This is a genomic window from Peribacillus simplex (genome assembly GCF_030123325.1).
Classification (GTDB): domain Bacteria; phylum Bacillota; class Bacilli; order Bacillales; family DSM-1321; genus Peribacillus; species Peribacillus simplex_D.
The window spans coordinates 4965319-4992028 of sequence record NZ_CP126106.1; the positions used below are offsets into that span (position 1 = coordinate 4965319).

19 protein-coding genes are annotated in these 26710 nt (G+C 40.3%); 4 read left to right on the forward strand and 15 right to left on the reverse strand.

Annotated elements, in window-relative coordinates:
• Positions 1-18 precede the first annotated feature (18 nt).
• Positions 19-459 (reverse strand): cell wall hydrolase, encoded by a 441-nt coding sequence (locus tag QNH43_RS23695; protein WP_283915945.1) that lies wholly within the window; start codon positions 457-459, stop codon positions 19-21.
• A 504-nt stretch (positions 460-963) separates the two neighbouring features.
• Between QNH43_RS23695 and QNH43_RS23700 the strand changes: the two genes are divergently transcribed.
• On the forward strand, positions 964-2145 hold the full coding sequence (locus QNH43_RS23700; protein ID WP_283915946.1) for a YhgE/Pip domain-containing protein: 1182 nt from the start codon (positions 964-966) through the stop codon (positions 2143-2145).
• A gap of 46 nt (positions 2146-2191) precedes the next feature.
• Positions 2192-2722, forward strand: a complete 531-nt coding sequence (locus tag QNH43_RS23705; RefSeq protein WP_076370270.1) for a PadR family transcriptional regulator — start codon at positions 2192-2194, stop codon at positions 2720-2722.
• Between the two features lie 362 nt (positions 2723-3084).
• Here the strand turns inward: QNH43_RS23705 and QNH43_RS23710 are convergent, their stop codons facing one another.
• The 8 genes from QNH43_RS23710 to QNH43_RS23745 form a co-directional block, all read right to left on the reverse strand.
• The gene (locus QNH43_RS23710; protein ID WP_283915947.1) at positions 3085-3663 is read right to left on the reverse strand and encodes a TetR/AcrR family transcriptional regulator; all 579 of its coding nucleotides are present in this window, start codon (positions 3661-3663) and stop codon (positions 3085-3087) included.
• Between the two features lie 102 nt (positions 3664-3765).
• Positions 3766-5409 (reverse strand): amidohydrolase, encoded by a 1644-nt coding sequence (locus QNH43_RS23715; protein ID WP_283915948.1) that lies wholly within the window; start codon positions 5407-5409, stop codon positions 3766-3768.
• Positions 5410-5679: 270 nt separating this feature from the next.
• The gene (locus QNH43_RS23720) at positions 5680-7047 is read right to left on the reverse strand and encodes an APC family permease (RefSeq protein ID WP_283915949.1); all 1368 of its coding nucleotides are present in this window, start codon (positions 7045-7047) and stop codon (positions 5680-5682) included.
• Between the two features lie 57 nt (positions 7048-7104).
• Positions 7105-8043: an agmatinase gene (gene speB, locus QNH43_RS23725; RefSeq protein WP_283915950.1), complete on the reverse strand. Its 939-nt coding sequence runs from the start codon at positions 8041-8043 to the stop codon at positions 7105-7107.
• 900 nt (positions 8044-8943) lie between these two features.
• Positions 8944-10044: a GerAB/ArcD/ProY family transporter gene (locus tag QNH43_RS23730; RefSeq protein ID WP_283915951.1), complete on the reverse strand. Its 1101-nt coding sequence runs from the start codon at positions 10042-10044 to the stop codon at positions 8944-8946.
• Positions 10028-10288: a hypothetical protein gene (locus QNH43_RS23735; RefSeq protein ID WP_283915952.1), complete on the reverse strand. Its 261-nt coding sequence runs from the start codon at positions 10286-10288 to the stop codon at positions 10028-10030. Before QNH43_RS23735 ends, QNH43_RS23730 begins: the two co-directional genes overlap by 17 nt.
• A gap of 127 nt (positions 10289-10415) precedes the next feature.
• Positions 10416-10961 carry a TetR/AcrR family transcriptional regulator gene (locus tag QNH43_RS23740; RefSeq protein ID WP_283915953.1) on the reverse strand — a complete coding sequence of 182 codons (546 nt, stop codon included), beginning with the start codon at positions 10959-10961 and terminating at the stop codon, positions 10416-10418.
• Positions 10962-11097: 136 nt separating this feature from the next.
• Positions 11098-12000 carry an alpha/beta hydrolase gene (locus tag QNH43_RS23745; RefSeq protein WP_283915954.1) on the reverse strand — a complete coding sequence of 301 codons (903 nt, stop codon included), beginning with the start codon at positions 11998-12000 and terminating at the stop codon, positions 11098-11100.
• Between the two features lie 457 nt (positions 12001-12457).
• Here QNH43_RS23745 and QNH43_RS23750 point away from each other — a divergent pair, with 457 nt between their 5' ends.
• Complete coding sequence (locus QNH43_RS23750) at positions 12458-13414, forward strand: sporulation hydrolase CotR (RefSeq protein ID WP_283915955.1); 957 nt, start codon at positions 12458-12460, stop codon at positions 13412-13414.
• 707 nt (positions 13415-14121) lie between these two features.
• Here the strand turns inward: QNH43_RS23750 and QNH43_RS23755 are convergent.
• Entirely contained in the window at positions 14122-14646 is a 525-nt protein-coding gene (locus QNH43_RS23755; protein WP_283915956.1) for a hypothetical protein, read from the reverse strand.
• 280 nt (positions 14647-14926) lie between these two features.
• Here QNH43_RS23755 and brnQ point away from each other — a divergent pair, with 280 nt between their 5' ends.
• On the forward strand, positions 14927-16267 hold the full coding sequence (gene brnQ / locus QNH43_RS23760; RefSeq protein ID WP_283915957.1) for a branched-chain amino acid transport system II carrier protein: 1341 nt from the start codon (positions 14927-14929) through the stop codon (positions 16265-16267).
• Positions 16268-16425: 158 nt separating this feature from the next.
• On the opposite strand, the gene QNH43_RS23765 is transcribed toward brnQ, so the two are convergent.
• From QNH43_RS23765 to QNH43_RS23785, 5 genes are all read right to left on the reverse strand, one after another.
• Complete coding sequence (locus QNH43_RS23765) at positions 16426-16944, reverse strand: DinB family protein (protein WP_283918440.1); 519 nt, start codon at positions 16942-16944, stop codon at positions 16426-16428.
• A 608-nt stretch (positions 16945-17552) separates the two neighbouring features.
• Positions 17553-18428: an L-serine ammonia-lyase, iron-sulfur-dependent, subunit alpha gene (gene sdaAA, locus QNH43_RS23770; protein WP_076370250.1), complete on the reverse strand. Its 876-nt coding sequence runs from the start codon at positions 18426-18428 to the stop codon at positions 17553-17555.
• 40 nt (positions 18429-18468) lie between these two features.
• Positions 18469-19131 carry an L-serine ammonia-lyase, iron-sulfur-dependent subunit beta gene (gene sdaAB, locus QNH43_RS23775; RefSeq protein WP_076370248.1) on the reverse strand — a complete coding sequence of 221 codons (663 nt, stop codon included), beginning with the start codon at positions 19129-19131 and terminating at the stop codon, positions 18469-18471.
• A 299-nt stretch (positions 19132-19430) separates the two neighbouring features.
• Positions 19431-23762, reverse strand: a complete 4332-nt coding sequence (locus QNH43_RS23780) for an endonuclease (RefSeq protein ID WP_283915958.1) — start codon at positions 23760-23762, stop codon at positions 19431-19433.
• A 54-nt stretch (positions 23763-23816) separates the two neighbouring features.
• Positions 23817-26627, reverse strand: coding sequence for a bifunctional metallophosphatase/5'-nucleotidase (locus QNH43_RS23785; protein WP_283915959.1), 2811 nt, complete (start codon positions 26625-26627; stop codon positions 23817-23819).
• Positions 26628-26710 lie beyond the last annotated feature (83 nt).

The following is a 26710-nucleotide window of genomic DNA, read 5'->3' on the forward strand; positions in this document are numbered from 1 at the left end:
AGCCCACCCACAGACAGGCTAACCGGTATAAACACTTTCACACGTACCAGGTTTTGGTTCATAATAACAATGATTTTTAAATTGACCAGCAAAAGGTTGATCGTACCATGTTGGAGGGCATGGAGCATATGGATTAAAATACCAAAGGGCATATTTCCCTGGGTGTTGTCTCCAATATTCCAGATTCTGTTTTGCTAATCTTTTTTCAGCATTTCTCGCTCTTTGGTAAAATACATTACCTTTTTGAACAGCTTCAAAAGAGTAATTTCCTCCTTGTACTTGATAAATGACTTGTGGAATGGTTCGTAAATCTTTAAAGTCCAAACAATTTGCTTTAAGACGATTAACAATTACATTTCCAACATATAACATTCCTTGTAATCCTTCACCTTCGGCTTCAGCTCTCATCATCCTTGCCATTAAGTCAACGTCTGAACTTCGGTAACTTACTCTTGCCATTTTTTCACCCCAAAAATATCGTATGAAAAAGAGCCTGCATTAATGCCATGGTTCATAAAATAAGAATGCTTAGCTTTTATAGCATCCAGTTTTTAAACAAACAAGACGAAAACTTAAGGACAGCTTAATCACAGGAAAATTGACCCTTCGGATAGGAACGAACGGCCAGCGGTACATTTTATAGTAATTTTGGGTGGATTGGCATTGTCATCATGATCGCTGTTCTTTCAACAATATCACTCTTGATTTCAATTAGTTTAGGAGCGATTTCTTCACGAAAAATAAAGTTCTTGAAAGTTCAATAAAGCAAATTTATTGTAATGTCCTAATAGTTGCTCCCAACAATGAGAAGATTTTTGTTTGGAGTTTTTTTGTATACATAAAATTTTTCAATTGACTTTTTGAAAAAAATAAAATAAAATTCAAAGTACTTGATTTGAACCACTCTAATTAGAGTACTCAAAATTAAGTAATATACTTAAATCAAAAGGATGGATTCAACATATGAAATTTACTGCATTCTTAAAAACAAGAGGTGCAACGGCAGCAATCTTTATGGGGATTTTCTATGCAGTTGCCATGCTAGGCATCTTCTTGCCTGGGTATACAGCCATACCAGGAAATGTCGATAAATTACCTATCGCCATCATCAATGATGATGCTGGTGAAAGTGGTGCGATGATTGCCGATCAGTTAGAAGAAAATTTACCCTTTAAAGAAATAGAGACGGATATAACCAATAAACAAGCCTTAAAAGATTTAGAGAAAAATGACTTAGCATTAGTCGTACACATCCCGAAAACGTTCTCTGAAAATATGCAAAAAGGTGAAGCGTCATCAAGCATTGACTTTACAATCAATGAGGCAGGGGCAACAGCCGTTTCTTCTACCATGAATTCTGTCGTAACTGAAATTAACAATCAGTTAAGCACGCAATTCTCACAACAAACGGCCCAGGGCGTATTGATGAACTTTAATGTACCAGAAAAGCAAGCCGCTGAATTAGCGGAAAAGATTGAGAAATCCTATGTAGGAAATGTAGTTACAATCAACGAAATACCAGATGGCATGAATCATAATATGCTGCCCATGTTCTTGACAATGGCTGGTTATGTCGGGGCGATGATCGGGGCGATGCAAATAGTAGGTGCATTTAGGGCCAGCCGGGGAAAAGCAAGTAAAACACGTTTATTCATTTATGTGCAAATGGCTGCGTTATTGATTGCAGTGGTTTCATCACTCATCGCTGTAGGTGTAGCGTATTTAATTGATAAGCCAAGCGGTGACCTATTCTTCGGTATAGTAGGTCAACAAATACTGAACTATATGGTTTGTTTTAACTTCACTGCGATTTTAATCTTCTTATTGGGTGAAGGCGGCATGATTTTAAACTTACCGATTTTATTAATGCAAACAATAGCGAATGGTGCCACCATCTCACGTGATATGATGCATTTACCATATGAATGGATGAGCCACATTTCCCCGATGTATTACTCGGTGCAAGCGTACTTTGCCAACCTGTATGGCAGCATCAGTCCAAGTCCGTATATTTGGTCAATGGCTGCGGTTGGTGCCGCTGCGATGGTAATTAATATGGCTATTGTCGCGTTTATACAAAAACCGATGCCAAAAGAGGTTTCTGAAACAGAAGTTGAAAAGAAAGCGGCTGAAATCACAGCTTAAGTTTTGCTACAATAAGGAGATGATACTTCTTAAAGGAGCGTAGAAAATGTCCATTCAAATTTTTATATTGAGCAAGCTGATGGAAGATAAAAATTATCCTTATAAATTAAAAAAGCAGCTTTCAGAACCCATTCCTTTGGATCGCCTAGGCGGGTTAACGGAAAGTAAACTGTACTACCATTTTGAATCATTGGTAAAACAAGGTTTAGTCGAACCAGTTGAAGTGATAAAAGAAGAACATCGGCCTGATAAACAAGTATTTGCGATTACGGATAAGGGTCGCGAAGAACTACCAAAGAAAATCTATAAATTATTTGAAAGTGCGGATGAAATTAAGGATATGATTGTTGGTTTAGCCAACATCAAGTATGTGGATCGGGATAAAGTAGTGGATATATTAGAAAAAAAAGTAAAGTCCATCAAGGCACTTTGGGAGCATCTTGGGAATTTCGAGCCAGAACCTAAAGGCAACGAGAATATTCGTGAATTTTTGGATGGTTATTTTTCGACCAGAACAGATCACACAATATATTGGTTTGAAGAGTTAATTAAAAGGATTAAGACCAAAGAATTGTAAGTCTACTTTTGGCAGGCGTTTGAAACTTAGATTAAAAACAAGATTTACGTGCAGATGGCGGTACTACGCCGAATGTAGCGAAATTAGCCCAATCGCTTAACCAAAAATAACAGCTATGTGAAAACACATAGCTGTTATTTTTCATATTTCCCAGTTTGTCGGCAAAAGGAGTTCCATCTAAATTTTAAAATAAAGTTGATTACGAGACTCCTGCTTAGAAAAGCTTGTCCAGGGGAGACCCCGCAGGCGCATAGGCGCCGAGGAGGCTCCCGGACCGCCCGCGGAATGCGAGTGCCTGGAGTGGAAATCAACGACAATTATTGTATAAACCCTCACATACTTAATCGGAATAAGTTAACGAATCATCCACTTAGTCCATACCAAAAATTTTCCCATATATTCTGAATTCTAGGTTCCATATTCTCTTTACCATAATAAGAAAATTCCATGAATATCCCATCAATCAAACAGAGATAAGACATGATTAAGTTCTCGATTTTCCCTTGGCGTATTTCTTTTTTGTCAATTCCTTCGACAAAGATGGCATGTAAGATAGCGGAAAATAATTCTTCAGATCTAAGAAATTTATCATTTAAGATGTGCTTCAAATGCTCCGGCGGAAAGATCATTGCCCTCTTTAAAAATGTTGCTTTATCTTCATGGTTTTTATAATAATTACAAGTATCAAGAAGGATGTGCTTTAACTTTTCTTCACAAGAGAGTGTATTTATTTCTTCGACAAATTGTTCGACCTGGTGTATATGCTCTTCCAGAATTTCTTCAAACAGACACAAGAAAAGGTCATCCTTACTCTTGAAATGGTTATAAATTGAAGGTTTTTGTATACCTACCCTCTTGGCAATTTCCGATAAAGCGGTTCCCTCGTATCCGTACTTAGTAAAAAGTGTTAAGGAAATATTTTTAATTTCATTTTTTGTCATAATGAGCCCCCAAACTATCTAACGTTAGTTAATATCATTATAAACTCATTTCCTTTTTTAAACTAAACATTTGCTACCTCTATTCCTCTATTGATAAGAGAATTAGAATATGCCGGATAAAGAAGTTTCTTCGCTTTTATACACAACTTTCCCATCATTTATTGTAAGTTCCACTTTAGTCTTGAGCAATTCATTTGCAGGAATATCAAAAAGATTTCTGTCTAAAACCACAAGATCGGCAAGTTTTCCCGCTTCTATCGTACCTAGCTCGTGCTCTCTAAAACTTCCATAGGCTGAGCCATATGTATATGCTTGCAATGCCTCTGCCAAAGTGAGCTTTTGTTCAGGATGCCATGTGTTTTTTGGATCTCCACTACTATCAACTCTTGTAATGGCCGTATATATTTGTCGCATGGGATTTAATGAGATAGAGACCGGAAAATCCGTTCCTAAAGCTAAAGATGCCCCTGAATTTAAAAGCGACTTCGTCAGAAAAACATTTTTTTCCCTTTCAGGACCTATAATTGAAGAATATACCTCTCTTGATGAAGCAGCCATGTGATCAGGTTGCATGGAGGCAATGACACCCAGTTTCGAAAAACGTTCAATGTCATCCGGATCGATTACTTCAATATGCTCTATTGTATGCCTTGGGTCCCTTTTTCCATTTTTACGTACAGCTTCTTCAAAAGCGTCTAAAGCTAAACGGATTGCCCCATCTCCAATAGCGTGAAACCTGATTCTGAATCCAAGTTCATCTGCTTTAACAACTCGATCAATCAATACTTCTGGATCTAGAGCTGGATAACCACAGATATCCAATTGATCGGAGTAAGGTTTGAGGAAGTAAGCTGTATGACCCGTGACTGTTCCATCAACAAACTGCTTTAATCCTGAGAATTGAAGTTTTTTTGATTCATATTTATTTCTCAGTATTTGAGCTCTCTCCAAATTGCCATCCAATTCAGGAGTGATATGAAATCTAGTCGTTAATTCTCCTCGACTATCCAATTTTTCATAAAGGTCATAGTCTTGAATGAAGTCATCTATCGGCGCATACAAATCGTTTACAGAGGTTATTCCATATTGGGATAACAATTGCAAAAACTTTTTTAAAATCGTTTCTTTTTTATTTTGTGTTAACCGTAATGCCTCTTTTAAAACGATTTGTTGAGCATCTTCATAGAAAATCCCAGTAAGTAAACCATCTTTATCTCTTTCATACCGACCAAAATCCGGATCACGTATATCCTCAGTAACACCTGCTAAATCCATGGCTTTACTGTTCACCCATGTATAATGACCTTCAGCATGAAAAAGAACGACAGGACGATCTGGAATAACAGAGTCGAGTATTTTATAATGGGGTTCTTGTTTATCATGCCAATAACCTGCGTCCCATTGCATACCTATAATCCATTCATCCTCAGAACAACCTTTAGAAAATTCCAGTACTTTTGCAGCTACATCTTGGGCTGACCTGGCATCAAATAAATTAATACTATTTAAACTTAGTGCACTAAACATAATGTGTAGATGAAAATCATGAAATCCAGGCATGATCAATTGATTTCCATAGTTAAAAACTTTTGTCGCACTTCCTATGAAAGGTTCAATCTCAGCCTTTGATCCCACACTCATGATTTTGTCACCCAATATAGCAATTGCACCAGACCTCGGCTCATGTGTAAGCCCCGTGAAAATAGCATCACTAGAAAGAACAATATCTGCTTTTTTAATAGCCATAGGAGTTACCTCTTTTCATTTAAAATAATAGGCTCTTTTCGTAAAGATTGTTGTTTTTAAAACGAAACGATTTAACGTTGATTGGAGCGGAAGTGCGAGACTCCTGCGGGAGCAGCGGGACAGGTGAGACCCCACAGGCGTTCACGCCGAGGAGGCTCACCGCCCGCCCCGCGGAAAGCGATCATCTAGAGGGGAAATCAACCACACCGCTTTACTCAGTAAATAGAAACAAAGTATGCAAAAACAGCCAAATAATAAAACAGTAACGGATCATTGCACTAGCTTTACATCGAACTCTTCTTTCTGCTCTTCAAAATTCAGTTCAGGAGGACGTTCCTTAAACATTTTTGTTAAGTACAATAAGTAAATGAAACCTACTGCCATCCAAGTGATACCTAATACTAAAGAATGGATATCTAACTTTGTCATAAACAATATAGTTATACCGGTGCCTATTAAGGGAAGAAGTAAATATAAAATGATGCTTTTAGGCGATCTCTGCTTCTGTCTCACAAAATAATGGATGAGCACAGAAAGATTAACGAATGTAAAAGCAAACAGGGCTCCAAAGTTAATGAAAGAAGTGGCTGTTTCAATATCCAAAAAAACAGCACTCATGGCAACACACGCAATCATCAAGATATTGAATATGGGCGTTTGAAATTTTGGAGAAACATATCCGAAAATCCTCTTAGGCAGAACCCTATCTCTCCCCATTGCATATAAAATCCTTGCTCCGCTTCCTCCTGAAGCAATAGCAGAAGCAGTAGCAGATGTAACCACTACTGAAATAAACAAACTATTCAGTAAATTACCGCCGGTATAAATCATGATATCCACTATAGCTGTATCAGGATTCTTAAAAGCATTAAAATTCGGGAAAATCGATTGTGCAAAATAGGTAGATGCAACAAATAATAACCCTCCAATTAATGTCGTAACATAAATAGCCTTAGGAAGTGTTTTTTTGGGATTTTTGGTTTCTTCAGCTAATGTAGTAACCGCATCAAACCCAAGAAAACTAAAACATAATAGAGGTACGATCGAGAGTAGATTATTAAAATTCACGTCAGGACTAAAAAAAGGCTCCTTAGAAAATAACTCCCCGGTACCCTTTCCTGCTAAAAGTCCATTTATGCAAAGCAGGCTGAAAATAATAATAAAAAGAAATTGAAATATTACCAAAAAGGTATTCACATTTGCAGCGACCTTAATCCCAAAAATATTAATGGTTGTCACAGCTATAATAAAAGAAATAATAACTGCAATGATAGGAATACCAGGGAAGTAAGCATTCACCATAATCCCAAAAAGTAAAGCACTGATCATAGGACTGAAAAGATAATCCAATAAAATGACCCATCCTACCAGAAAACCAAGGTGTGAATTAATTCCTTTCTGCACAAAGGTATAAGCTGAACCGGTAGTGGGAAATACCTGAACCATTTTTGCGTAACTGTATGAGGTGAATAGCATAACGATTAAAGCAATTATGTATGCCGTAGGCACCATCCCATGGGTACGATCAATAGCGATACCATATGTGCTAAAGACTGTCACAGGCGCCATAAAGGAAAGTCCAAATACAATTGCATATCTTGTATTCAGTGAACGCTTAAGCTCGGGTAATCCTTTCATCGCAAAGAGCTACCTCCTTTATTAAATATAATGGTTGTTTTTAAGTTAAAGTGATTATCAATTATCCTCTTTCTCACTTAATGCTGCAAGGCTGGCAAATTCATGTACAAGTGTTGCCGCTAAAAGTGAAGTGATTTGACTTGGATCATATGAAGGCAGCACTTCAACCACATCGTATCCTATAAAGTTAAATTCAGTTAGGGAACGTATCATTTTTAGTGTTTCAAAGCTGCTAAAACCACCTGCTTCAGGCGTACCTGTTCCCGGAGCAAAAGAAGGATCGACGAAATCTATATCAAATGTTAAGAAACAAGGTGTGTTGCCAATGGTTTTTCTGATTTCTTTCAAAACATCATCAAATCCACGATCGGATAGTTCACCAGTTGTAATCAAACGATAACCTAAATCAAGACTTGCCTGTAAATCTCCAGAGTGGTTTAGCGTGCCTCGAATACCTATTTGAAATACTTTATCCGTCTGCAGCAAACCTTCTTCGTGTGCACGTATGAAAGGAGATCCATGCCAATATTTTTCCTCATAATATGTATCCCAAGTATCTGTATGGGAATCAAAATGAATCATGGCTACAGGGCCATATACCTTTGCCACAGCGCGTAAACTAGCTAAAGTGACAGAATGATCTCCCCCTAATCCAATGGGTATGATTCCTTTAGACATCAATTCATACATGGATTCCTTCATTAAATCATAACTTCGGTGAATATTATGAGGAATGACAGGAATATCACCAATATCAATTGCTTTCATTTGTTCAAAAGGATATACCTCATGGACAGGATGATAAGGAAACAGGGTCATGGATGCTTGGCGAATGGCTTGAGGAGCAAACCTGGCCCCCACCCGAAAAGAAGCTGCTGTATCAAAAGGCATACCTACAATTGCCAGCTTTGCATCATGATTTTGGGAAGGTAAACGCATAAAAGTTCCTGTTGTACAAAACTCTGGCTTTACATCTGGTGTAAGTGGATATTTCATAAATATCATCTCCTGGTTTTAAATAAAAATCATTTCATACAAATTTTACAAACACAGGGTGTAATCGCTTACAACCCATGGTTCATTCGCTTACTTTTTATTTCTAACACCCACTTTTCGCACTTTATTAACTAACGGTAGTTAGTTAAACCAAATATAAACATAGTTGTAAAAAAAGTCAAACTATTTTTTATTATCTATCAAATCACCTTTTAATCAAAATAACCCTACCTTTCAAACCTCCCTCTATTAAAGTAAAGCCACCCATTCTTGTTAAAACTGACCTGCCCCTTTAGCTCTCCATAAGAAAAAGAGCTGCAAAAACAGCTCCCAGACTGTAGACAAACTCTATGAAAACTCCGTTTGGCTAAAGTTTTTCATTTAAAAAGTTCAGTCGATTTCAGAAATCCGCTCCCTTTCCGCCGACTGTCTGCCAAGCCTCCTCAGCGCAAGCGCCTGTGGTGTCTCGGCAAGCCAGTTATTCGGCAGGAGTGTCGCAAATTTCTTCAATCCTGAGGCTTAGAGTAAAGAACCATAAAGACAGGAGCACTATATTCGACGTTCACGAATTTTTTTGACCTTCATCTCACTATCAGGACTCCGAACACCATTTTGTCTCCGAACTGAAATCACGGAGTCCCCCTTCGTGGTTTCAGACTGTAGGCAGGCAAACTCTATGAAGACCAGTTTGCCTGCCGTTTTTATTTAAAAAGTTCAGTTGATTTCAGAAATCCGCTCCCTTTCCTCCCGCGGAAAGCGAGTGCCTGGAGTGGAAATCGACGATCAAGGTTTATAAAACCTTATAAAAACGGAGACAAAAAGTAAAAAATTGTGCCTTTTAATGGAACAACACCTGAGCTTAGAATTTTACACTAGTTACTTAACAAATAAGACCCGACCTTAGTTTGATCCATTAATTTTCTTAACTTTGGCGATTATTAGTAGGATCAATGGAAGCAGAAACCCGAATGTCATAGCATAAAACGGCCAGATGTCTGAAATGAATTTACTATAGTGGACGATGCTGGGCGACATAATCAATGTAAAGGCAATCAAAAGGATACCAATCGGAAAAACCAGAGGACGATAATCCTGCATTTTTAACGTTTGTGCCATACCTAGAATGGTCACATAAAAAAACAAACTAAATCTTATAAAAATTGTGATGAACCATATTATGGCTAGTATTGCTTCCAGACGCGTCATGAAATCAGCGATATTGATTTTCTTAGCCAACATATAGATTGGATAATTTTGTCTTGCTGTTAAATCTGGACCAAGTACAAGAATGGCTAACATGGTTATAATGATCAAAACACTTCCAGCCAACAATTGACCGATAAAAAGGCTTTTTCTTATTTTGTCTTTTTGACTCACGAACGGCAGGATCATTAGAATCGCAACCGGTTCAATAAACGGAAAAACAATAAATGGTATAGATCCCCGTATAACCTGTTTCAATCCTCCCTCCCCGACTGGCTGCAGGTTTTGAAATTTAATCTCAGGAATTAGAAGAATCATCAGTGATAATACAAGGATTACAACAAAAGGGAAAAATATTTCGGCGCTTCGGGCCAAGGGTTCCAAACCGAGACGCGCGGCCATGAGGACGACACTCATAAAAAGAATCATGATCACTTGAATGGGAGTATCAGGCATAATATGATTTATCATAAAATCCCCAATTTCACTCATGTAAGTCGCTGTGGTTATAAAAAAGTAGCTTATAAATAGAAGAGAAATTGCTATTCCCAGCCACTTACCCAGAATTTTTTGGCTGTATTCCACTAATGTTAAATCAGGATAGCTTTTCCTTAAAGCGTCATATAAAAAAACAACCAATAACGGTGCTATTGCCACGCTAATAATACCCGAAATCCAACCATCTTGTTCGGCTTCAGAAGCGACAATGGAGGGTATAACTAAAATAGAATCACCAAGCGTATATAATATCACTAATATCATTAGTTGACGGCTTCCGATTTTACCCTTCTCGAGCATTTTCATAAGTTCCTTTCACAACAAAACGGTAAGTTATATACAAACGAAATACCAAAGAAATGCTGAATTTGTTTCCTTTTTGCTGGCGTACCCAGCTCATTTGTGATTCCATACCATTATTGACAGAAGAAGAATATACAAACCCCTTTTGAGTATAAGTTATTTTTTTGTCATATAAGCCGCACTCGGCAGTTTGGAAAAGCAGAAAATAATGTATTTTATAAATACGAAAGAAGCTAGTCATGTTTTTTACATGACCCCCGCTGATAGGATAACTTAAAATTTCGATTTATTTTCTATATATCCACCTTATTCCACAACATGTTCAGAATAAGAAAAAAGGCGTCCCGGTTCAGCAGGAGCGCCTAATATTATAAATTCCTCTCTAACAAAATCCCCACTTGTTCTGCCAAGACTTGGGGCGGCTCGGGTATTCCGTTCGTGAAATACGATTCTACTATCCCTACAATAGCCACTCCAAAAAATTGAATGATAACATCTTTACTTAATCCTTGATTTTTCCCTTCGTTTACATCTACTTCATTCTTTACTTCTTCGATGACAAGCTCAAGAAAGCTACTGCGAAAAGAAGGTGCCCCTTTGTCTGCCAACATGGTTGAAAAGAAGGAATAATGACTTTCGAAGTATTCAAACCAAATGAGAAGAGCATCAGTAAAACTCAATTCTGTTGAGGATTCACAAAGTTTTCTTAGTTCGTTAATATGTTCTTCAATGAGCTTATCAAGCAGATCATATTTATCCAAGTAATGAGAGTAAATGGTTCTTCGGCCAACATTCGCTTTGTCGGCAATATCCTGTATCGTAATTTGATCAAAATTCTTTTCAGACTTCAGTTCAATAAAAGCTTTTTTTATTGCTTCTTGAGATTTGAGCATTCTTCTATCCACGATAGACATTGTGAGAGTCACCAAACTTTCTTGAAAAACCTTGTGCTATAAGGTTTGCCGTTTCCCTAAAATGACTGGGAAAACGGCTTTATTTTTAATGATACCAAACTTCTTTTTTACACTTCGGATGCTACTTTCTTATTTCTTAAAGATTCTTGCCAAAGAACTCTGTTAACTTAGTTACAGCTTGATCTACATATTCTAGGATATCATACATAGCAATATGCGTTGCACCCTCGACCCAGAACAATTCCTTTGGTCCATTCGACAATTCATTGAATTGTTCGCTGTAACCGCGTGTGTCAGCCTCGGTTCCTACAATCAGTAACATAGGTTGAGTCAGGTAGGTGCTAATTTGGCTTGATGCCGAGAAAGCCATGAGTTTGTCAACGCTTGTAAATAGGAACCGATTTGGAGAATTAGGGTGCTGTGCTCTTGGCGTTCTATAGTAGTCAAAAGCTTCACGCATAAGTACAGGTGTATTTTCATCAATTTCTTCAAGCGTATCAGGTGCATAAGTAAGGAAATTCGCTTCTGTTCCATTCGCTTCTGCAGTACGCTGCTTCGCAACCGCCTCAAGTGTTTGCAATTGTGTTTCAATGCTACCTTCTCCTCGGAACATAGCACCGATGTCCACCGCACTTACAGTCGCTACTGCTTTGATACGACGTTCAGTTGGAGCTGCAGCTGCGGCATAACCGCCACCTGCACAAATACCAAGTGCCCCAATCTTTTCTTGATCAATATACGGAAGAGTTGTCAAATAATCCACCGCACAGCGCACATCTTCTACTCTGGCATCCGGATCTTCAAGCAAACGTGGTTCTCCTTCGCTCTCTCCCTGATGAGATGCGTCAAATGCCAACGCAGCAAAACCATTGTCAGAAAGCTTTTGTGCATATACCCCTGCAGTCTGTTCTTTTACTCCACCACCAGGATGTACAACAACAATCCCAGAATATTTTTTACTTTCGTCAAATCCCTCTGGTAAATAAAGATTCCCTGCCATCTTTAAATGACCATTTTTAAACGTTACTGATTTTTTCATGTTTTTTCCCCTTTTTTGTAAAGAATTCGATGCACCAAGAAGAAGTTGCACTGATGTGCAATAAGGAGCATCTGTGTAACATTATAAATGGGAACAGGATATCTTCAATGACCAATGTAGTACGATTCGTGCGTTAGTGCACAATTCTATTGAAATTGTGCACTATACCTTCTTTTTCTTGATTTTTTTGGTTGTACTTTCTGACTTGCTCATCACCCATTACAAACAAAGTATGTGCATAATTAATCCTCGTTTGGTGTTTTCCCTTACTGCCATTCAAATATAGTCTCCTCTATCCGTAGTATTGTTTTATATACTCGATGGAGCCTTTCCTTAGATTTTTAGCTACATAATCCGGCTCCTGAAGGATTTCAAGTCAAAGAGGGATTCATTACCTTAACTTAATAAACATATACTGAATGATACTTGTGATCAGATAAGAAAGGAGAAATCAGCTTTGACAAAATATCGGATCATGTCATTTGATGGAGGCGGCACCTTAGGTGCTTTAAGTTTGCAACTATTGAACAGACTGGCTCGGCAAAAGCCAAAATTAATTAGTCGAACCAATGTTTTTTCGGGAAATTCAATCGGTTCATTCACTGCCCTTTCGTTAGCAAGCGGAAGATCACCGAAGGAGACACTCCAGTTTTTTAAGGATGAAATCCTGCCGGCATTCAGCGTTTCCCGACCAGGTGGGCCTGTTTTCAACCAACAATTACCGTATTCTGGTTTCATTAAAGCGGTACAAACATTTTTTCCACCAGATCTTCTCCTCAAAGATTTAAAAAGACGAATTGTTGTCCCTGCATTTCATTTATTCTCACCGGAGCTGAATCGATGGAGCCCTGTGTTATTCCACAACTTTCCAGACTCTCCCTATTTAAATGAGAAAGCAAGTGATGTCATACTGCGGAGCAGTGGTGCTCCCGCGACGCAACGAGCCTATCAAAACTACGTGGATGGGTATACAGTAGCAACTAACCCCAGTACAGCCAGTATCGCGTTTGCAGTGGGGAAAGCCAAACAGCCGTTGGATCAAATTGCGGTTTTATCCATTGGAACAGGTGAAGAGCAGACTCGATTAAGAAGAGATACGAAGGGGTGGGGGATGGTGAGTGCAGATAACATACGCCCCGAAAATATGAAGAACCTTCCCCCAAATTGGGGAGTTCTTTTGGACCGATCTCCCAATGAACCCTTACTCCCATTTCTTCAGATTATCGCTAGTGGATCCGGCTACTATGAATCCATGGTCAGTTCTGAGCTTCTAGGAAATCGTTTTTTTCGGTTAAATCCACGCATTCCTAATTTTTCTAAAACCGACCCTTCTGTGGTTCCCGCACTCATTTCAATTGCAAACAAAACAAATTTACAACCTGCAGTTCAATTTATAGAGAAAAACTGGAATTAATAAAATTTCCCATAAATCTAATTGTGTTTTTGTTTTTTATTGCAAACCAGCCAAAACCTGGTTGGTTTTATTTGTTTATCTATTCAGTTCTTCTTCAACTATACCGCCCCGATGGTTGCATAAAGAACAAGCTGCCTTAAAGAGCGTTCCGCTTTTAAGCTAAACCAGCAAATAGGTTGTCAATTCCTTTCTAGGGGGTACAGCGAACATTTCGGAAATTTTTGTACTCTAAGCAAAAATACAAACACAAACAGCCGAATCCCTGTGCATTAAGGAATCGACTATTTGTGTGAAAACCGCAAATTCCTCTCTAACCTGGATTTTTTTCCTTCGTTTGCATCTACTTTATTATTTACTTCTTCGGTCCTAACTTTTGAAAGCCTCTTCATCGCTATAAACCCATTTAGTTGGAATAAAGAAAAAGCCTGCATTATGGATTTTATATATCGTTATTATCATGATCCCTGTTTCTTTTTCCTTCAAAATATATGAATGCAGAAAGAACAATGATTGCAATTAACACAATGTTAGTTAACCAAAATAAATACTTATCCGTGAAATACTCAACCATAGTTGTTATAGAAAGCGCGAATAAGAAAATTAGTAAGAAAACATCTTTTTACTTTGTTTCCGTTTTTCAAAGAACAAACCCAGTATTTTTTCAAAAACTGATCCCAATTATAAAACACCACCTTAATTTTTCCACTCTAAAGTCCGCCGTCTAAACCGTCAATCTTTATCCCCCTGCTCCAATCACGGGTGACTTTTAATTCATTATTAATGATGGTTATCGTGAGTTCTCCTTCTTTCTTATAAATCTTGGATGAATCCTCGTCATAAACCTTAAATACCGTTGTGTAAGTGTAATCCACTGTGCCATCTTCATTTATACTTTGTTCTTCAAGCTTCACACTCTGCACTTCGATGCTTTTCTTGGTTTCTTTGGCTACCAGTGCAGGCATAGAATAAAAACGGTTAAGAATTTGGGCATTATATTCATCTTCTGATAAATATCCTTTAATTATATCTGCAATTTCATCAAAGGTAGGAGGATTGGCCGGGTCTTTTATGGTGTATCGTGCAGTACAATAGCCTTTGAATAACTTTTCTGCCTCTCCCAATTTGACCGCATCGCCCTCTTTAACAGGGCTCCTCCCTATAATTTCACCGTTTTCCTTGACCACTTCCTTGTTACATGCACCTGCACCGAAAAATACTGCGATTAACAACAAAAAGCTAAGAATACTTTTAATGTCAGCTCCCTCATTTCCTTTTACATTTCATTTGTTCAAAAATGAATTTCATTAGTATGAGCAGCCTTTAAATGTTCAAAATAAGGTAAGGGCGGACCACTGATCATCAGGAGAAATAATAAAAAACAAAAAATATATTGAAATATTAATTTAATTTAGATATAATACGATACGGTCTTGAAATTAGTCTGTGTATAATTTTTAGAAAATTTAATAATTTTCTAAAATAGCAAATTTTGGTTTTTTCGGAGGGTTTATTTTGTCTAATAAGGTACCATCATCATTTATAGTTGTGATTGGGTTCATGTTATTTGCCCTTTTCTTCGGGGCAGGGAATTTAATTTTCCCGCCAATGCTTGGTCAATCAGCAGGTACGAATATCTGGTCAGCTAATGCAGGGTTTTTGGTCACAGGAGTGGGATTACCATTACTTGGTGTGCTGGCACTCGGTTTTTCTGGAAAAGATGACTTACAATCATTAGCGAGCCGTGTCCATCCAGTCTTTGGTATTGTATTCACAACCGTTCTTTATTTAGCCATTGGTCCATTATTCGCAATGCCTAGAACAGGAAACGTTTCTTTTGAGATCGGTGTAAAACCTTTTTTACCTGAAGATTCAGGTCCACTGCCTTTACTTATTTTCACCATCATCTTTTTTACGGTTTCGTGCCTTCTTTCGCTCAATCCTGCGAAAATTGTCGAAATTGTGGGGAAAGTTTTGACACCCATCAAGTTGACATTCATAGGAATCCTTGTGGTAGTCGCTTTCGTTAATCCAATTGGAGATTTTCAAGCACCTGCCGAGCACTATATGGTGCAACCATTTTTCAATGGGTTCAGAGAAGGGTATTTAACGATGGACACTCTTGCATCTTTTGTTTTTGGCATCATCATCATTAATGCCATCAAAGAAAAGGGTGCTAAAACAAAAAAACAAATAATGATCGTTTGTGGAAAAGCGACTGCGATTGCGGCCGTTATCCTTGCTACCATTTATACAGCTCTCTCTTATATGGGTGCTTCAAGCGTTGGAGAACTTGGACGCTTGGATAATGGGGGCGTTGTCTTGGCAAAAGTCTCGGATTATTACTTTGGAGCATATGGCGGGCTATTATTAGGATTAATGATCACAGTAGCTTGTATAACGACAAGTGTAGGACTCATTACATCTTGCTCGACGTACTTCCATAAGCTATTTCCAAACCTGCCTTACAAAACAATTGCCATAAGTTTATCCATATTCAGTGCAATAATTGCCAATATTGGACTAACCCAGTTAATTGCCATATCTGTACCGGTAATGACAGCCATTTATCCATTAGCCATTGTTTTGATCTTCTTAACATTTCTTCATCCTTTATTTAAAGGCAGATCTGAAGTTTATCAAGGCAGCTTACTTTTAACATTCATCGTCAGTTTATTCGAAGGATTAAATGGAGCAGGTGTACACATTTCATTCATCAATGATTTCTTCACCACAATACTTCCTATGTATGAGGCAGGACTAGGATGGATCATCCCTGCCATTGTTGGAGGATTTATTGGGTATGCCAGCAGCGTCTTACGGTCCAAATTCGGTCATAATCACCAAATAGACTAAATAATATAAATCAGTCCAGAAATATTTGACTGTAGGCAAATTCGAAGAAAAGCGAGTTTGCCTACAGTTTTTTTCTTTGTAAAACGTTTCAGTTGATTTCCCCATTCCGACGACTGTCTGCCAACCCTTCTCTAAGCAAGCCAGTTATTCGGCAGGAGTCATTCATTCCGTAATTTCTTCAGCAATTGAAAAATCTGGCCCCTATGATGTGCTTCATGTTCAATCAAATGGTAAACGACCCATTCAGGTGTGACGTCATATTGTTCAAGTACCCTCGGTTTACGCCAATCCGTTAGGTCCATTGTGCGAAAGTTTGAAAGAAATACTTCACGCACCTTATTGAGGCGGTAGAAATGTTCTTCTAATGTTTGTCCTTCAATGTGGCTTAGGGAGCCATTTTCAGCACGGCATCCAAATGGAAACAACGCGCGTATTTCCGAATCCCATTCCGTAACAAGGACCTCCTCGTATAACCAATCTGCCTCTATCAACGCTATGTGATATAACAGCGAGCCAATCGTTTGCCTTTCATCGATTTTCGAATCGAGTAAATTTTGGCTGATTCCAGTCAATCCCGCTATAAGCGTACGGCGAACATCTTCTAAACACCATAACCACCGCCCAATTTCCTCTTCATATCCCGGTAATGCAGATACCAGTAATGCTCTTCTCTCCACCAAGATCATCCTCCTCTTCATGAACGTACATTCTATTTAAACGTGTTGTTTCCTTCTTTTAAATGGAAAAATTACCTTTGAGAGCAGGGCAAAAAGAGCAATCTTTTTAGATTGCCCTTTCGCTTGTTCCTGATTGTTTCGTTTATGTCATCGATATCGTAGATCGAAATTAACTCCCCAAAAAGAGATTGGCTCTCATCTCCTCTGTTATACGCCTGCTTTGTAGATAATCCTGTTCCCGTTCTTGTTCAACCATCATGCGTTGCTCCAGTTTTTGAGCATATAGTGCATAGCCGATTCCATGAGCCTGAAACATCGCTTTTTCCATTGCCGACGTGTACGTTAATTCGAGAAAATTAATGAAGAATCAATCCTTCCCATAGTAAATTTCGTACTCATCTTATCATTGTTAGTGATAACTCACAAAGTTGCTATGACTCCATATTCACTGATAATTCAGATTTTTCAACAGCTGTTTCCATCTCCGTGTCCATAAACGCCAAATCCCTCCATCTTCCTCTAATTTCCTTTTTTCATTTACAAAATGAGCAGGTTGAAGAAAAATTAAAAGTCCCATTAACAAACCTGTTGTTAATGGGACTGAGTGTTTATTTATATGAACCAAAAATTTCCTTTGCCAATCTGCGTCCGGTAGGAGTCGCAGCCAGCCCGCCCTCTGCCGTTTCGCGAAGTGCAACTGGCATGGTCAAGCCAATTTTATACATGGCATCGATAACTTCGTCACATGGAATGCGGCTCGTAATGCCTGCAAGCGCCATATCAGCTGCCGTTATCGCGTTGGAAGCACCCATTGCATTACGTTTCACGCAAGGAACTTCAACCAATCCAGCCACTGGATCACAGACCAGTCCAAGCATATTTTTCAATGTGATCGCCATCGCTTCTGCGGCTTGGCTTGGTGTACCGCCGGCCATTTCTACTATCGCAGCTGCGGCCATGCCACTTGCCGAGCCCACTTCTGCTTGGCAGCCACCTGCCGCTCCAGAAATGGAAGCATTATTTGCAACCACGAATCCGAATGCAGCGGAAGTGAAAAGAAATTCAATCATCTCTGCCCGGGTCGGGTTTAATTTTTCTTTCACGGCAAATAATGTACCAGGAACAACGCCTGCCGAACCTGCAGTCGGAGTGGCACAAATCATTCCCATTGCTGCATTCACTTCGTTCGTTGCAACAGCTTTACTGACGGCATCCAATAATAAATCGCCTGCGAGCGCCTTGCCCGACTTGATATAATTTTGTAAAAGGACGGCATCCCCGCCCGTTAGGCCTGTAACGGATTGCACACCTTTCAGGCCTCTTTCCACCGCTTGCTCCATCACTGTCAAATTCCTGTCCATCTTTTCAATGATCTGTTCTCTCGACAGGCTTGAGAACTCCATTTCTTGTAAAATCATGATTTCCGCGATTTTTACATTTTTACTTTCAGCAAGTTCAACCAACTCTGCTACATTTCGGAACATGTTTTTACCTCCATATCTATGCCAACACTTTTAATGATTATCATTCAACCATCCTTATGACTTGCGACACGTTTTCCAATCCTTCAATTTCCTTCATGACATCGCTCTTGATTTTCTGATCGACTTCAATCACCATGAGAGCCATTTGCCCTTTTTCTTTTCGTGAAACTTCCATATGTCCAATGTTAATTTCATGGTTCGCCAATACTGTCGAAACGGAAGATATGATTCCGAATACATCGTTATGCACGACTAAAATGGCTGGGTTTTCGCCCGACAATTTAAGCTTGAACGTATTCAATTCCGTTATTTCTATCGTTCCGCCGCCAATCGAGATCCCAACTAGTTCCAATTCTTTATCTTCGTCGAACAGTCTGATCTTGACTGTATTAGGATGATCCATCACAGTATCCTCGATTGTAAAGGAAACTTCCATGCCGGCTTCTTCCGCTATCGTTAAAGAGGCAGGGATTCGTTCATCATCCGTATCGAAATCCAATATCCCGCCTACGACAGCGACATCCGTACCGTGGCCCCTGTATGTTTTTGCAAAAGAACCATATAAAGAAATAATGGCTTTCTTCGGTTGCTTTCCGAATAATGTCCTTGCTACTCTGCCAATTCTGGCAGCTCCTGCTGTATGTGAGCTTGAAGGTCCAATCATGACGGGACCGATTATATCGAATGCAGATCTGTATTTCATCGTGTAATGCCCCATTTCTGGCAATATATTTTTTAACCGTCTTTTAAAGGAGAATGAAGATCAAAAAGCGGCATAATTACTATATTAAAATATTTTTATCATTCCTGCAATGAAAACCCTTTCATTGCATACCCCATATTAACATATATTACATAACATACCTACCAAAATCTTTATTATTTAACGTAAATTAAATGATTGATTTTTCAGTATATTGAGATAATTAACATTCAATCATTAAATTGGTAGAAAAGCATGAAAAAAGCAGCCATCCGGCTGCTTTCCCTTCTATCTCCGCTTTAACTCGCCTTTTTCTCATCGATGGATTTGGCGGCACCCCAAATTTCGGATGCCCATTCAGGATGGTCGATGAATGGATTGCGGTTATTTTGCCAGTCTTGAATGACATCATTGCGATGGCTCTCGAAATCGTCGACTGGATCGAGTTCATTCCATTTCAAGAGTGTCGATAGCTTTCCATGAAGCGGCTTCGGATACGTATTGACTGTATCGGATAATTCAAGATCCAGCTCGCCGTTTCCTTCATACCGGACCGCCATGTAAAATAACATCCTTGCTATATCGCCTTTAACATGATCTGGCGGCTCCCATGAATCTGAATCAAACTTACATTCACATCCACTATATGTTTGACCGCCCTCGTCGAAATCAAGGTGGCCCCGTTTACCATTCACTGTCACATCAGCGGGACGGAGGTGATGAAGGTCTGTCCCGGGACCTTTGCTTGTCCCAAAGTCACCGTGGGACTTTGCCCAAACATGTTCACGGTTCCATTGTCCGGCATTGCCCCCATTCGCGTTCATCGAGATGGATTTTCCGGAGTAAAGCAAGATGACATTCTGTTTGTTCACCGGGTCTTCATCCGTTTCTTTAAGGGCATTCCACACTTGATCATAAGATAGCATCGTATGACCCTTAATTATCGAGTGCAGAACCGATTTCAATTCCGTTCCCGTTTTTCCTGCCGCCGTTTCGTAATAAGCTTCAAGCGGCTTATCATCCGATACGGTCAACGTGAAACGGGCTACCGTTTCCGCTTGCTGGTCCTCGGCCTTGACTGCGACAAGGTATGTTCCAGCTTCATTCGCAGGAAGAGTTAATATCCGGCCGGTGACTGTACCGATAATGGATGAAAAGGTAAGTTCATCTCCATCTGGGTCTGAGAAGTGCTCACTCAAATCGATGGTGACCTTGGAACCGGCTTTCACTTCAAGATTTTCCAGGTTTTTCGTTAAGACTGGTGCATGATTTTCTTTAGGGGCGAAAGGGGAAGCAATCGCTTCCCCCTTCGAATCGACAAACTTGATATTCGATGTGTCGACACCCTCTGTTACCGACCATTTCTGAACGTTTTCAGCGCCCCTGATTTCTTTTACATTAGCGTTATCGATGATGACTTCCTTCACCGCCATGCCCCCAAAATCAATGATTGCGCCTTCCTTATCCGGTTTTATCGTCACAGCAGCATTCTTCAGCCCAAGGCCTTTGAGTACAGCATATGAACCTTTTAACCAGATACCTTCTTCGATGTTGGATGTTTCGTCAAGATCGATCAAAACACTAGGCGAAGCAATCGTAAGTCTTTTAGTTTTAACGTTTGTTAAATTATACGTTTTTTCTGGAGCAGGAGTTTCGACTCCGCCTGATCCAGATAATGAAGTTGAGATCAGTACAGGGTCATGATCGCTGGCACTTCCATGAGCTTCCATGAAGGATGAGTTAATATGGACAATATCGACTTTTGTCACCGCGGCCATATTATTCGATACAAGGATATGGTCCAGTACTTGTGAATTGCCTTGATATGTGTAAGAATAACGTTTTTCAAAAGGGACTTTCTCGATCATATTGGTTAGATCATTGCCCTTTAATGTTTTAAGCGGTGCCGAAAATTCAAAATCATTAAAGTCTCCAAGCAAGACGACATTCGCTTTGGCATCCTGTGACTTAATATCACTGACAAACCGATTGACGATGGAGGCAATTTGGAGCCTTTGCGTTTCACTTGAAAGGACAGGAGGCTGGTTTTTGCCGAATAAAGGCTGGTCACCGCCCTTTGAATTAAAATGATTGGCCACCACCACTACGCTTTCGCCTTTAAATTCGAATTGAGCGGCTAAAGGCTTCCTGCTTGAAGTGAAGGCGGGATCGGTAGGCTCGATTCGACCAGGGTTCAAGGTAAGTTTTCCATCTTTGAAGGCAACGGACTGTGTTGCCGTTCCTTTCGTTCCTTCAGTCAATTTGACACGGTCGGCATTATATAAAAAGCCTACACGGATATTCCCGCCGGGTGCCCCGCCATCAAGTTTATCTTCTGGAGCGATATCGATATATTGATATTGCGGTCCGCCCAGCTCTTTTATTTTGTCGGTTAACTTCTTGGCACTTTGAGCAGAATCCGTTGTCCCGCTATCCGTTGCCCCATCATTATCTTGCATTTCCGTTACGCCGATGATATCGGGTTGTTTAAGATTGGTAATGATGGATGTTGCGATCGTTTCGACTTTAGAATTAGCTGTTTGAGTGGAAAAATTCTCTATATTATAGGAAGCGATCGATAGCTTATCAGCATCCTTCTCTAAGGATGTCACTTCCCGGGCCGTACCGCCATCCTTTAACGCAGGAAGCTGGGCTTTATCCGTCACTACCCTATAGTTGCTATAACCATAGCTGATCACACCCGTGACCGAGCCTTCAAAGAAATCACCCGTTTTCGCTGCAAATGATTCATCATTTATATCCAGGGTAATTCTTTCAGGATTGAAATCCGTTTCCGTTATTTTGACGCCCCCAACTGCAGTTGTCGTTTCCATATTCCCTGGAATCACGACCAATTCACCATAGTCTTGAGGAGCGACCACTTTCGGGTTATATACTTGCACGAGCATTCCTTCCAGACTCTCGTAGAAATCAATGCCGTCTTCGCTCGGATTAAAATCTGTCAATCTATCATCATCGATGTTCTCGGAAGGAGGAATGACATCTTTTCCAATGACGATCGGTTCTGGCATCGCTGCAGTGCCAAGCTTTTCAATCGTCGTATTGGTCAATTCAGTTGTTGGCAGATCCGTCGTTTTCATTTCAGCGTATCCTTCGATATACCACTCAGCGACTTTACCTGCCACTTTGACATGATCTCCCGCTTTCAGACCATGTGCTTTGTTGTACACAAGTATTCCCTCGGAAGTCGTTAAGTCCTTATCCGGGTTGGGATCTTGCATATAAAAATTATTCGCATCCTTTACATAAGTGACGACACCTTCCACGCCTGAGACGAGTTGATTTTCATATGATGAAAAATGATTCATCCCCTGAATGTCACGAATCTTCACTTCATTGGTTTTGGTAACGGTATAGGCAAAAGTGAAAACTTCCGATGTCTTATCGTTGACAGCGATTGCCTTGATGACAGTATCTTTCGTTAAAATGATAGGCTCCGTGTACAAGGCACTTGAAGACGTCGGTGCGGATCCATCCAGCGTATAATGGATTTTCGCTTCTTCCCAGCCAGATTCAAGTGATACTTTTGTATTTTCACTAACCGTACCAGGGAAAATATCCGTGTAAACGGCTGGTTTGTTCACAAGTTCATAATCTTCAATGCCACGCGGCTTCAACTGATACGTGTCATTGAACCTCGACCCGATCCCGGTTACGGAAATGACATCCCCTGCTTTATAGTTCCTCACGAAATCTTCATAACTCGAACCGGTCCGGTTATCATGGCGAACGATAACAGATTTCCCTTCAGTATCTTCCGCCTTGAATTCGAATGTTCCGTATGTTCCCGATGCCGCTAATTCTGTAATGGTCGCTTTTTCAATGGTGACCAGCTCACCTTGTGTTTCTTCATTGACGCCAGATGCATCAATTTTTTGGATTTCAGGAAGTTCATTCCCGGAAGAAACCACTTCAAGGGAGGTTGGCTGGATTTGCAATTCCTTATTATAAGCGGATACTTTTCCGATTAAAGTAACCTTATCTCCTTGCTTTACATCTGCAGGCCACGAAGAACCATAAACATATAGCCCAGCCGTTTCATCTTGGATATAAAAGCCTTTTCCTCCCCAATAACCAAGCCCGGTGGTGACCACTCCATCGACCTGCACTACATCTTCAGTATTCGTGCGCGCCTCGGCAATGGAGTCAAGAACCTTCACATCAGGCTGTTCAGGAGTTGTTCCCCCATCAGTGATGATCGTGTAATCCGTTGCGGATTTCAGCCCGGGTACTGAAAAGTACCTTTCCAGCTTCCCCGTAATCGTCACCTGCGCTTTAAGTAAATCCGGATGTTCGACCAAATTCAATGCCGTTCTGATATTTCCGGCTGGAAGCTGGACAGGCATGATTTTCTTAACATCCGTTTCATCCGGACTATCCGCAATACCTATGTTCGTACTTTCAGTAAAAGGCGATGTTTGCTGATAGCTTGTACCGCTTTTAGCTGTACCGACGATATATCCCTTCACCGTCGCCGTTCCGCTGTTATTATTAATCGCTTCCATTACCGATATCGTACCTTCCGCTTTTGCAGCGGCCGCATTTGGCAAAACCGTTGACAGCACGATCAGTATGGCAAAGAAAAGCTTGCTTATCCCGTTCTTCTTCAAGATCTCAACCCCTCCAACTTTTTTTCGCAGACTCAGGAATCATTTGAATGCCGCTTAAAAAATGGTTTCGCTATTCACCGTGACACCGCTCATGCTCACGGTCTTACCGTTAAGTCCCGATAAATCCAAATTACCCTCGACTGTAACCTGTGAAAAAGTAAAGTTATCCGGAGGTGTTCCTGTTAATGTAAGATTCCCTTTAACGACTGCATTTTCCAATGAAGCAATATCCGTGATGTCCACAACTACATGACCTTCATGTGTTTTTGGGGCATCAGCCGTTCCGCCAAAGTCTTTGGCCAATACGACAGTCGGGTCTGTATTGCTCCCGGCAACATTTTTGATGCGTCCTTCGATGCTTGGATCGACTGTTTTCAGCCCACTTACGTAATCCCGTAAATTCTCCCAATCAGCTAGTCCGATATCCGTCACCCTTCCTTCTTCATAAGCCTTCTTGAAAACGGTGAATCCATCTCCGCCCTTGGCTGTGAAAGCATTGGTCGCCACGACATATTCCTTCACTGCATCCAATTCGGAATATGTTCCATCTTGTCCAAGGACTTCAACCTTTGTGACACGATTGCCCGCTTCCTTCGAACTGTCGTAGCTGAATTTCATTCCGGAAACATGCAAGAAGCCGCCATTTTCCTTAGGAGCGAGGCTTACACTATGCTCTAATGCTTCATTGATTTCTGCACCCGTAAGCTTCATCGTCGCTAACGTATTCCCAAACGGTAAAACGGTCAGGATTTCCCCTAAAGTGATCTCACCTTGATCGATGCCAGCGCGGATGCCACCCCCATTTTGGAAGGCTATGACCGTATCCTTATTGAATTCTTTCGCTTTGCTTAGCATTCCATCCGTAATTAAATTGCCCAGTTCCGTTTCATTTTTACGAACGCTCGGCTTCGTTTCATCCCCTGCATCACGCGGCGTTTCCAAGGCTTTCACAGCTGTTGCACCAGTCTTCGTTTCCTTCAGCTCCTTAATCTTAGAGGAGTATGTTTCGAGCACTTTTGCCGCTTCTGCATCATCCTGTTTTTCAGAAAGCTTAATCAGCTTACCGGCTTGTCCGACAATCTTGCCATGCTTATCGAATTCCACATCGATCGTTCCTAAATAGTCGCTATACTGATATCCTTGAACGATGACAGTCGGCTCTTTCGTTTTCCCTTTATCATCTTTGTCAACAACAACGGGGGCGTCTAACTGCGTATGGCTATGTCCGCCCACGATCACGTCGATGCCCTTGACCTTGGCAGCCAATGTTAAATCATTGTCATAAGCCGCATTGTCATCGTAACCAATATGGGATACGGCAACTATCTTATTGACTCCCATGCCTTTGAACGCCTTGACCGCTTTTTCGGCTTCTTCAAGATAGTTCTCGAATTCTATACTTCCAGGACTTGAAATATCTTTCGTCTCTTCAGTTGTAAGCCCGAAGAACCCTACCTTTTGGCCATCCACTTGTTTTACGATTCCATTGTATATCTTCCCTTGCTCTGGCTTACTTGAAATCAAATCCGAGAATAGCCCCTTGAACTTATCATCTTTGGAGAAGTCCACATTCGAACTGACAAATGGGAACTGTGCCCCTTTAATGAAGTCAGCCAAAGCTTGATGCCCTTCGGCGCTTGATCCCAAATCAAACTCATGATTCCCGAATGTCATGACGTCATATTTCATTAAATTCATGAAGCGAAGATCGGCTTGCCCTTTGAATTCATTAAAATAGAGAGTTCCCGAGAATACGTCACCAGCATCCACCAAAAGAGCTTGAGGCTTACTCTTACGCACTTCCTTAACAGCCGTCACCCTTTTTGCCACATTGTCCAAGTGGGCATGCGTATCATTCGTATGCATCAAGGAAAGGGTGATAGCCTTCGCTGGATTTTTCAAGGCCTCTTCGGCTGCAGCGACTTTCTTATCCGCCAATGCCATTTTCGAAAGGAACTCCTTTCGGTCCGACTCCTTGATTCCATTTAAATTAATGGCTGCCTTCGCCTTTTTAGCCGCATTTATCTGTTCTTTCGTTTTAAGTTCGCCATTGGCAAGAGCTACATAGGCATTGACCCGTTTTGCCACTTCTTTTTTCTTTTCTGCATATACCGCATCATCATACTTACCTTTCACTTCTTTAACATAGGCGTGTATGGCTTTTCCGAGCTTGGATGTTTTGCTGACCTTTTTCAACTGCGAAGAAACGGTTTGCATCCGCTTGTCCGCAGTCTTTAAATCACCCTTCTTCACCCAGTAAGCAGCTTTTTCATAGTAATACGGAACTTTCAGGTTACCGTTCAAAGCTGTTTTGGTCGATTTGGTGAATTTATCGTATAAAAGCTTTTCGATTTTCGCACCGTAAACGGTATCTTTAATATCTTTATCTGCCTTTTTCACGGCTTTATCCAGTGCCTCGTATTGATTCCTGATATCAACTGATTTCTTGGCAACGATTGCATTCGTAAGGGCGCTAATCGATTTGCCATGTGCAGCTTTTGCTTTCTCAGCCGCTTTATACCCTTTCACATAGCCTTCTGAACGAGTGATGTACTTATCATAAGCTTCGATTTCTTTATATTTGGCATCTTTTTCTTTTTTGCTTAACATTGATTTTTTAATGGTAGAGTTGATGTCCTGTTTTGCTTGTTTTGCAGATTTGATTTGTTTTTCAACAGTGGACACTGAAGCGAGTTTAGAAGTGTAGAAATAGGTATCGAATGGTTTTTTGATGGCGGCCTTGGCCGTTTTGATTTTACTATTCAGGCTAGTGGCAGCATCAGAAGGTGCCGGCGCTACCGCTACGATCGTTGCCGCAGCCATTATGGTAGCTGATGCAATTTTTACGATTTTCTTTTTCCCCATTATAGTTAGTCCCCCCATTAGTTATATACTGACATAACATTCTGCTAACTTATCCATAGAATTGACACGCTTTTCCAAAAATT

Excerpts from the sequence above, each read along its gene's own strand:
- sdaAA (WP_076370250.1), bottom strand. The coding sequence starts at position 18,428 with ATGTTCCGAAATGTAGCAGAGTTGGTTGAACTTGCTGAAAGTAAAAAT.
- QNH43_RS23715 (WP_283915948.1), bottom strand. The coding sequence starts at position 5,409 with ATGGCTATTAAAAAAGCAGATATTGTTCTTTCTAGTGATGCTATTTTC.
- QNH43_RS23735 (WP_283915952.1), bottom strand. The coding sequence starts at position 10,288 with ATGACTAGCTTCTTTCGTATTTATAAAATACATTATTTTCTGCTTTTC.
- sdaAB (WP_076370248.1), bottom strand. The coding sequence starts at position 19,131 with ATGAAATACAGATCTGCATTCGATATAATCGGTCCCGTCATGATTGGA.
- speB (WP_283915950.1), bottom strand. The coding sequence starts at position 8,043 with ATGAAATATCCACTTACACCAGATGTAAAGCCAGAGTTTTGTACAACA.
- QNH43_RS23710 (WP_283915947.1), bottom strand. The coding sequence starts at position 3,663 with ATGACAAAAAATGAAATTAAAAATATTTCCTTAACACTTTTTACTAAG.
- QNH43_RS23745 (WP_283915954.1), bottom strand. The coding sequence starts at position 12,000 with ATGAAAAAATCAGTAACGTTTAAAAATGGTCATTTAAAGATGGCAGGG.
- QNH43_RS23705 (WP_076370270.1), top strand. The coding sequence starts at position 2,192 with ATGTCCATTCAAATTTTTATATTGAGCAAGCTGATGGAAGATAAAAAT.
- QNH43_RS23720 (WP_283915949.1), bottom strand. The coding sequence starts at position 7,047 with ATGAAAGGATTACCCGAGCTTAAGCGTTCACTGAATACAAGATATGCA.
- QNH43_RS23785 (WP_283915959.1), bottom strand. The coding sequence starts at position 26,627 with ATGGGGAAAAAGAAAATCGTAAAAATTGCATCAGCTACCATAATGGCT.
- QNH43_RS23740 (WP_283915953.1), bottom strand. The coding sequence starts at position 10,961 with ATGTCTATCGTGGATAGAAGAATGCTCAAATCTCAAGAAGCAATAAAA.
- QNH43_RS23695 (WP_283915945.1), bottom strand. The coding sequence starts at position 459 with ATGGCAAGAGTAAGTTACCGAAGTTCAGACGTTGACTTAATGGCAAGG.
- QNH43_RS23730 (WP_283915951.1), bottom strand. The coding sequence starts at position 10,044 with ATGCTCGAGAAGGGTAAAATCGGAAGCCGTCAACTAATGATATTAGTG.
- QNH43_RS23700 (WP_283915946.1), top strand. The coding sequence starts at position 964 with ATGAAATTTACTGCATTCTTAAAAACAAGAGGTGCAACGGCAGCAATC.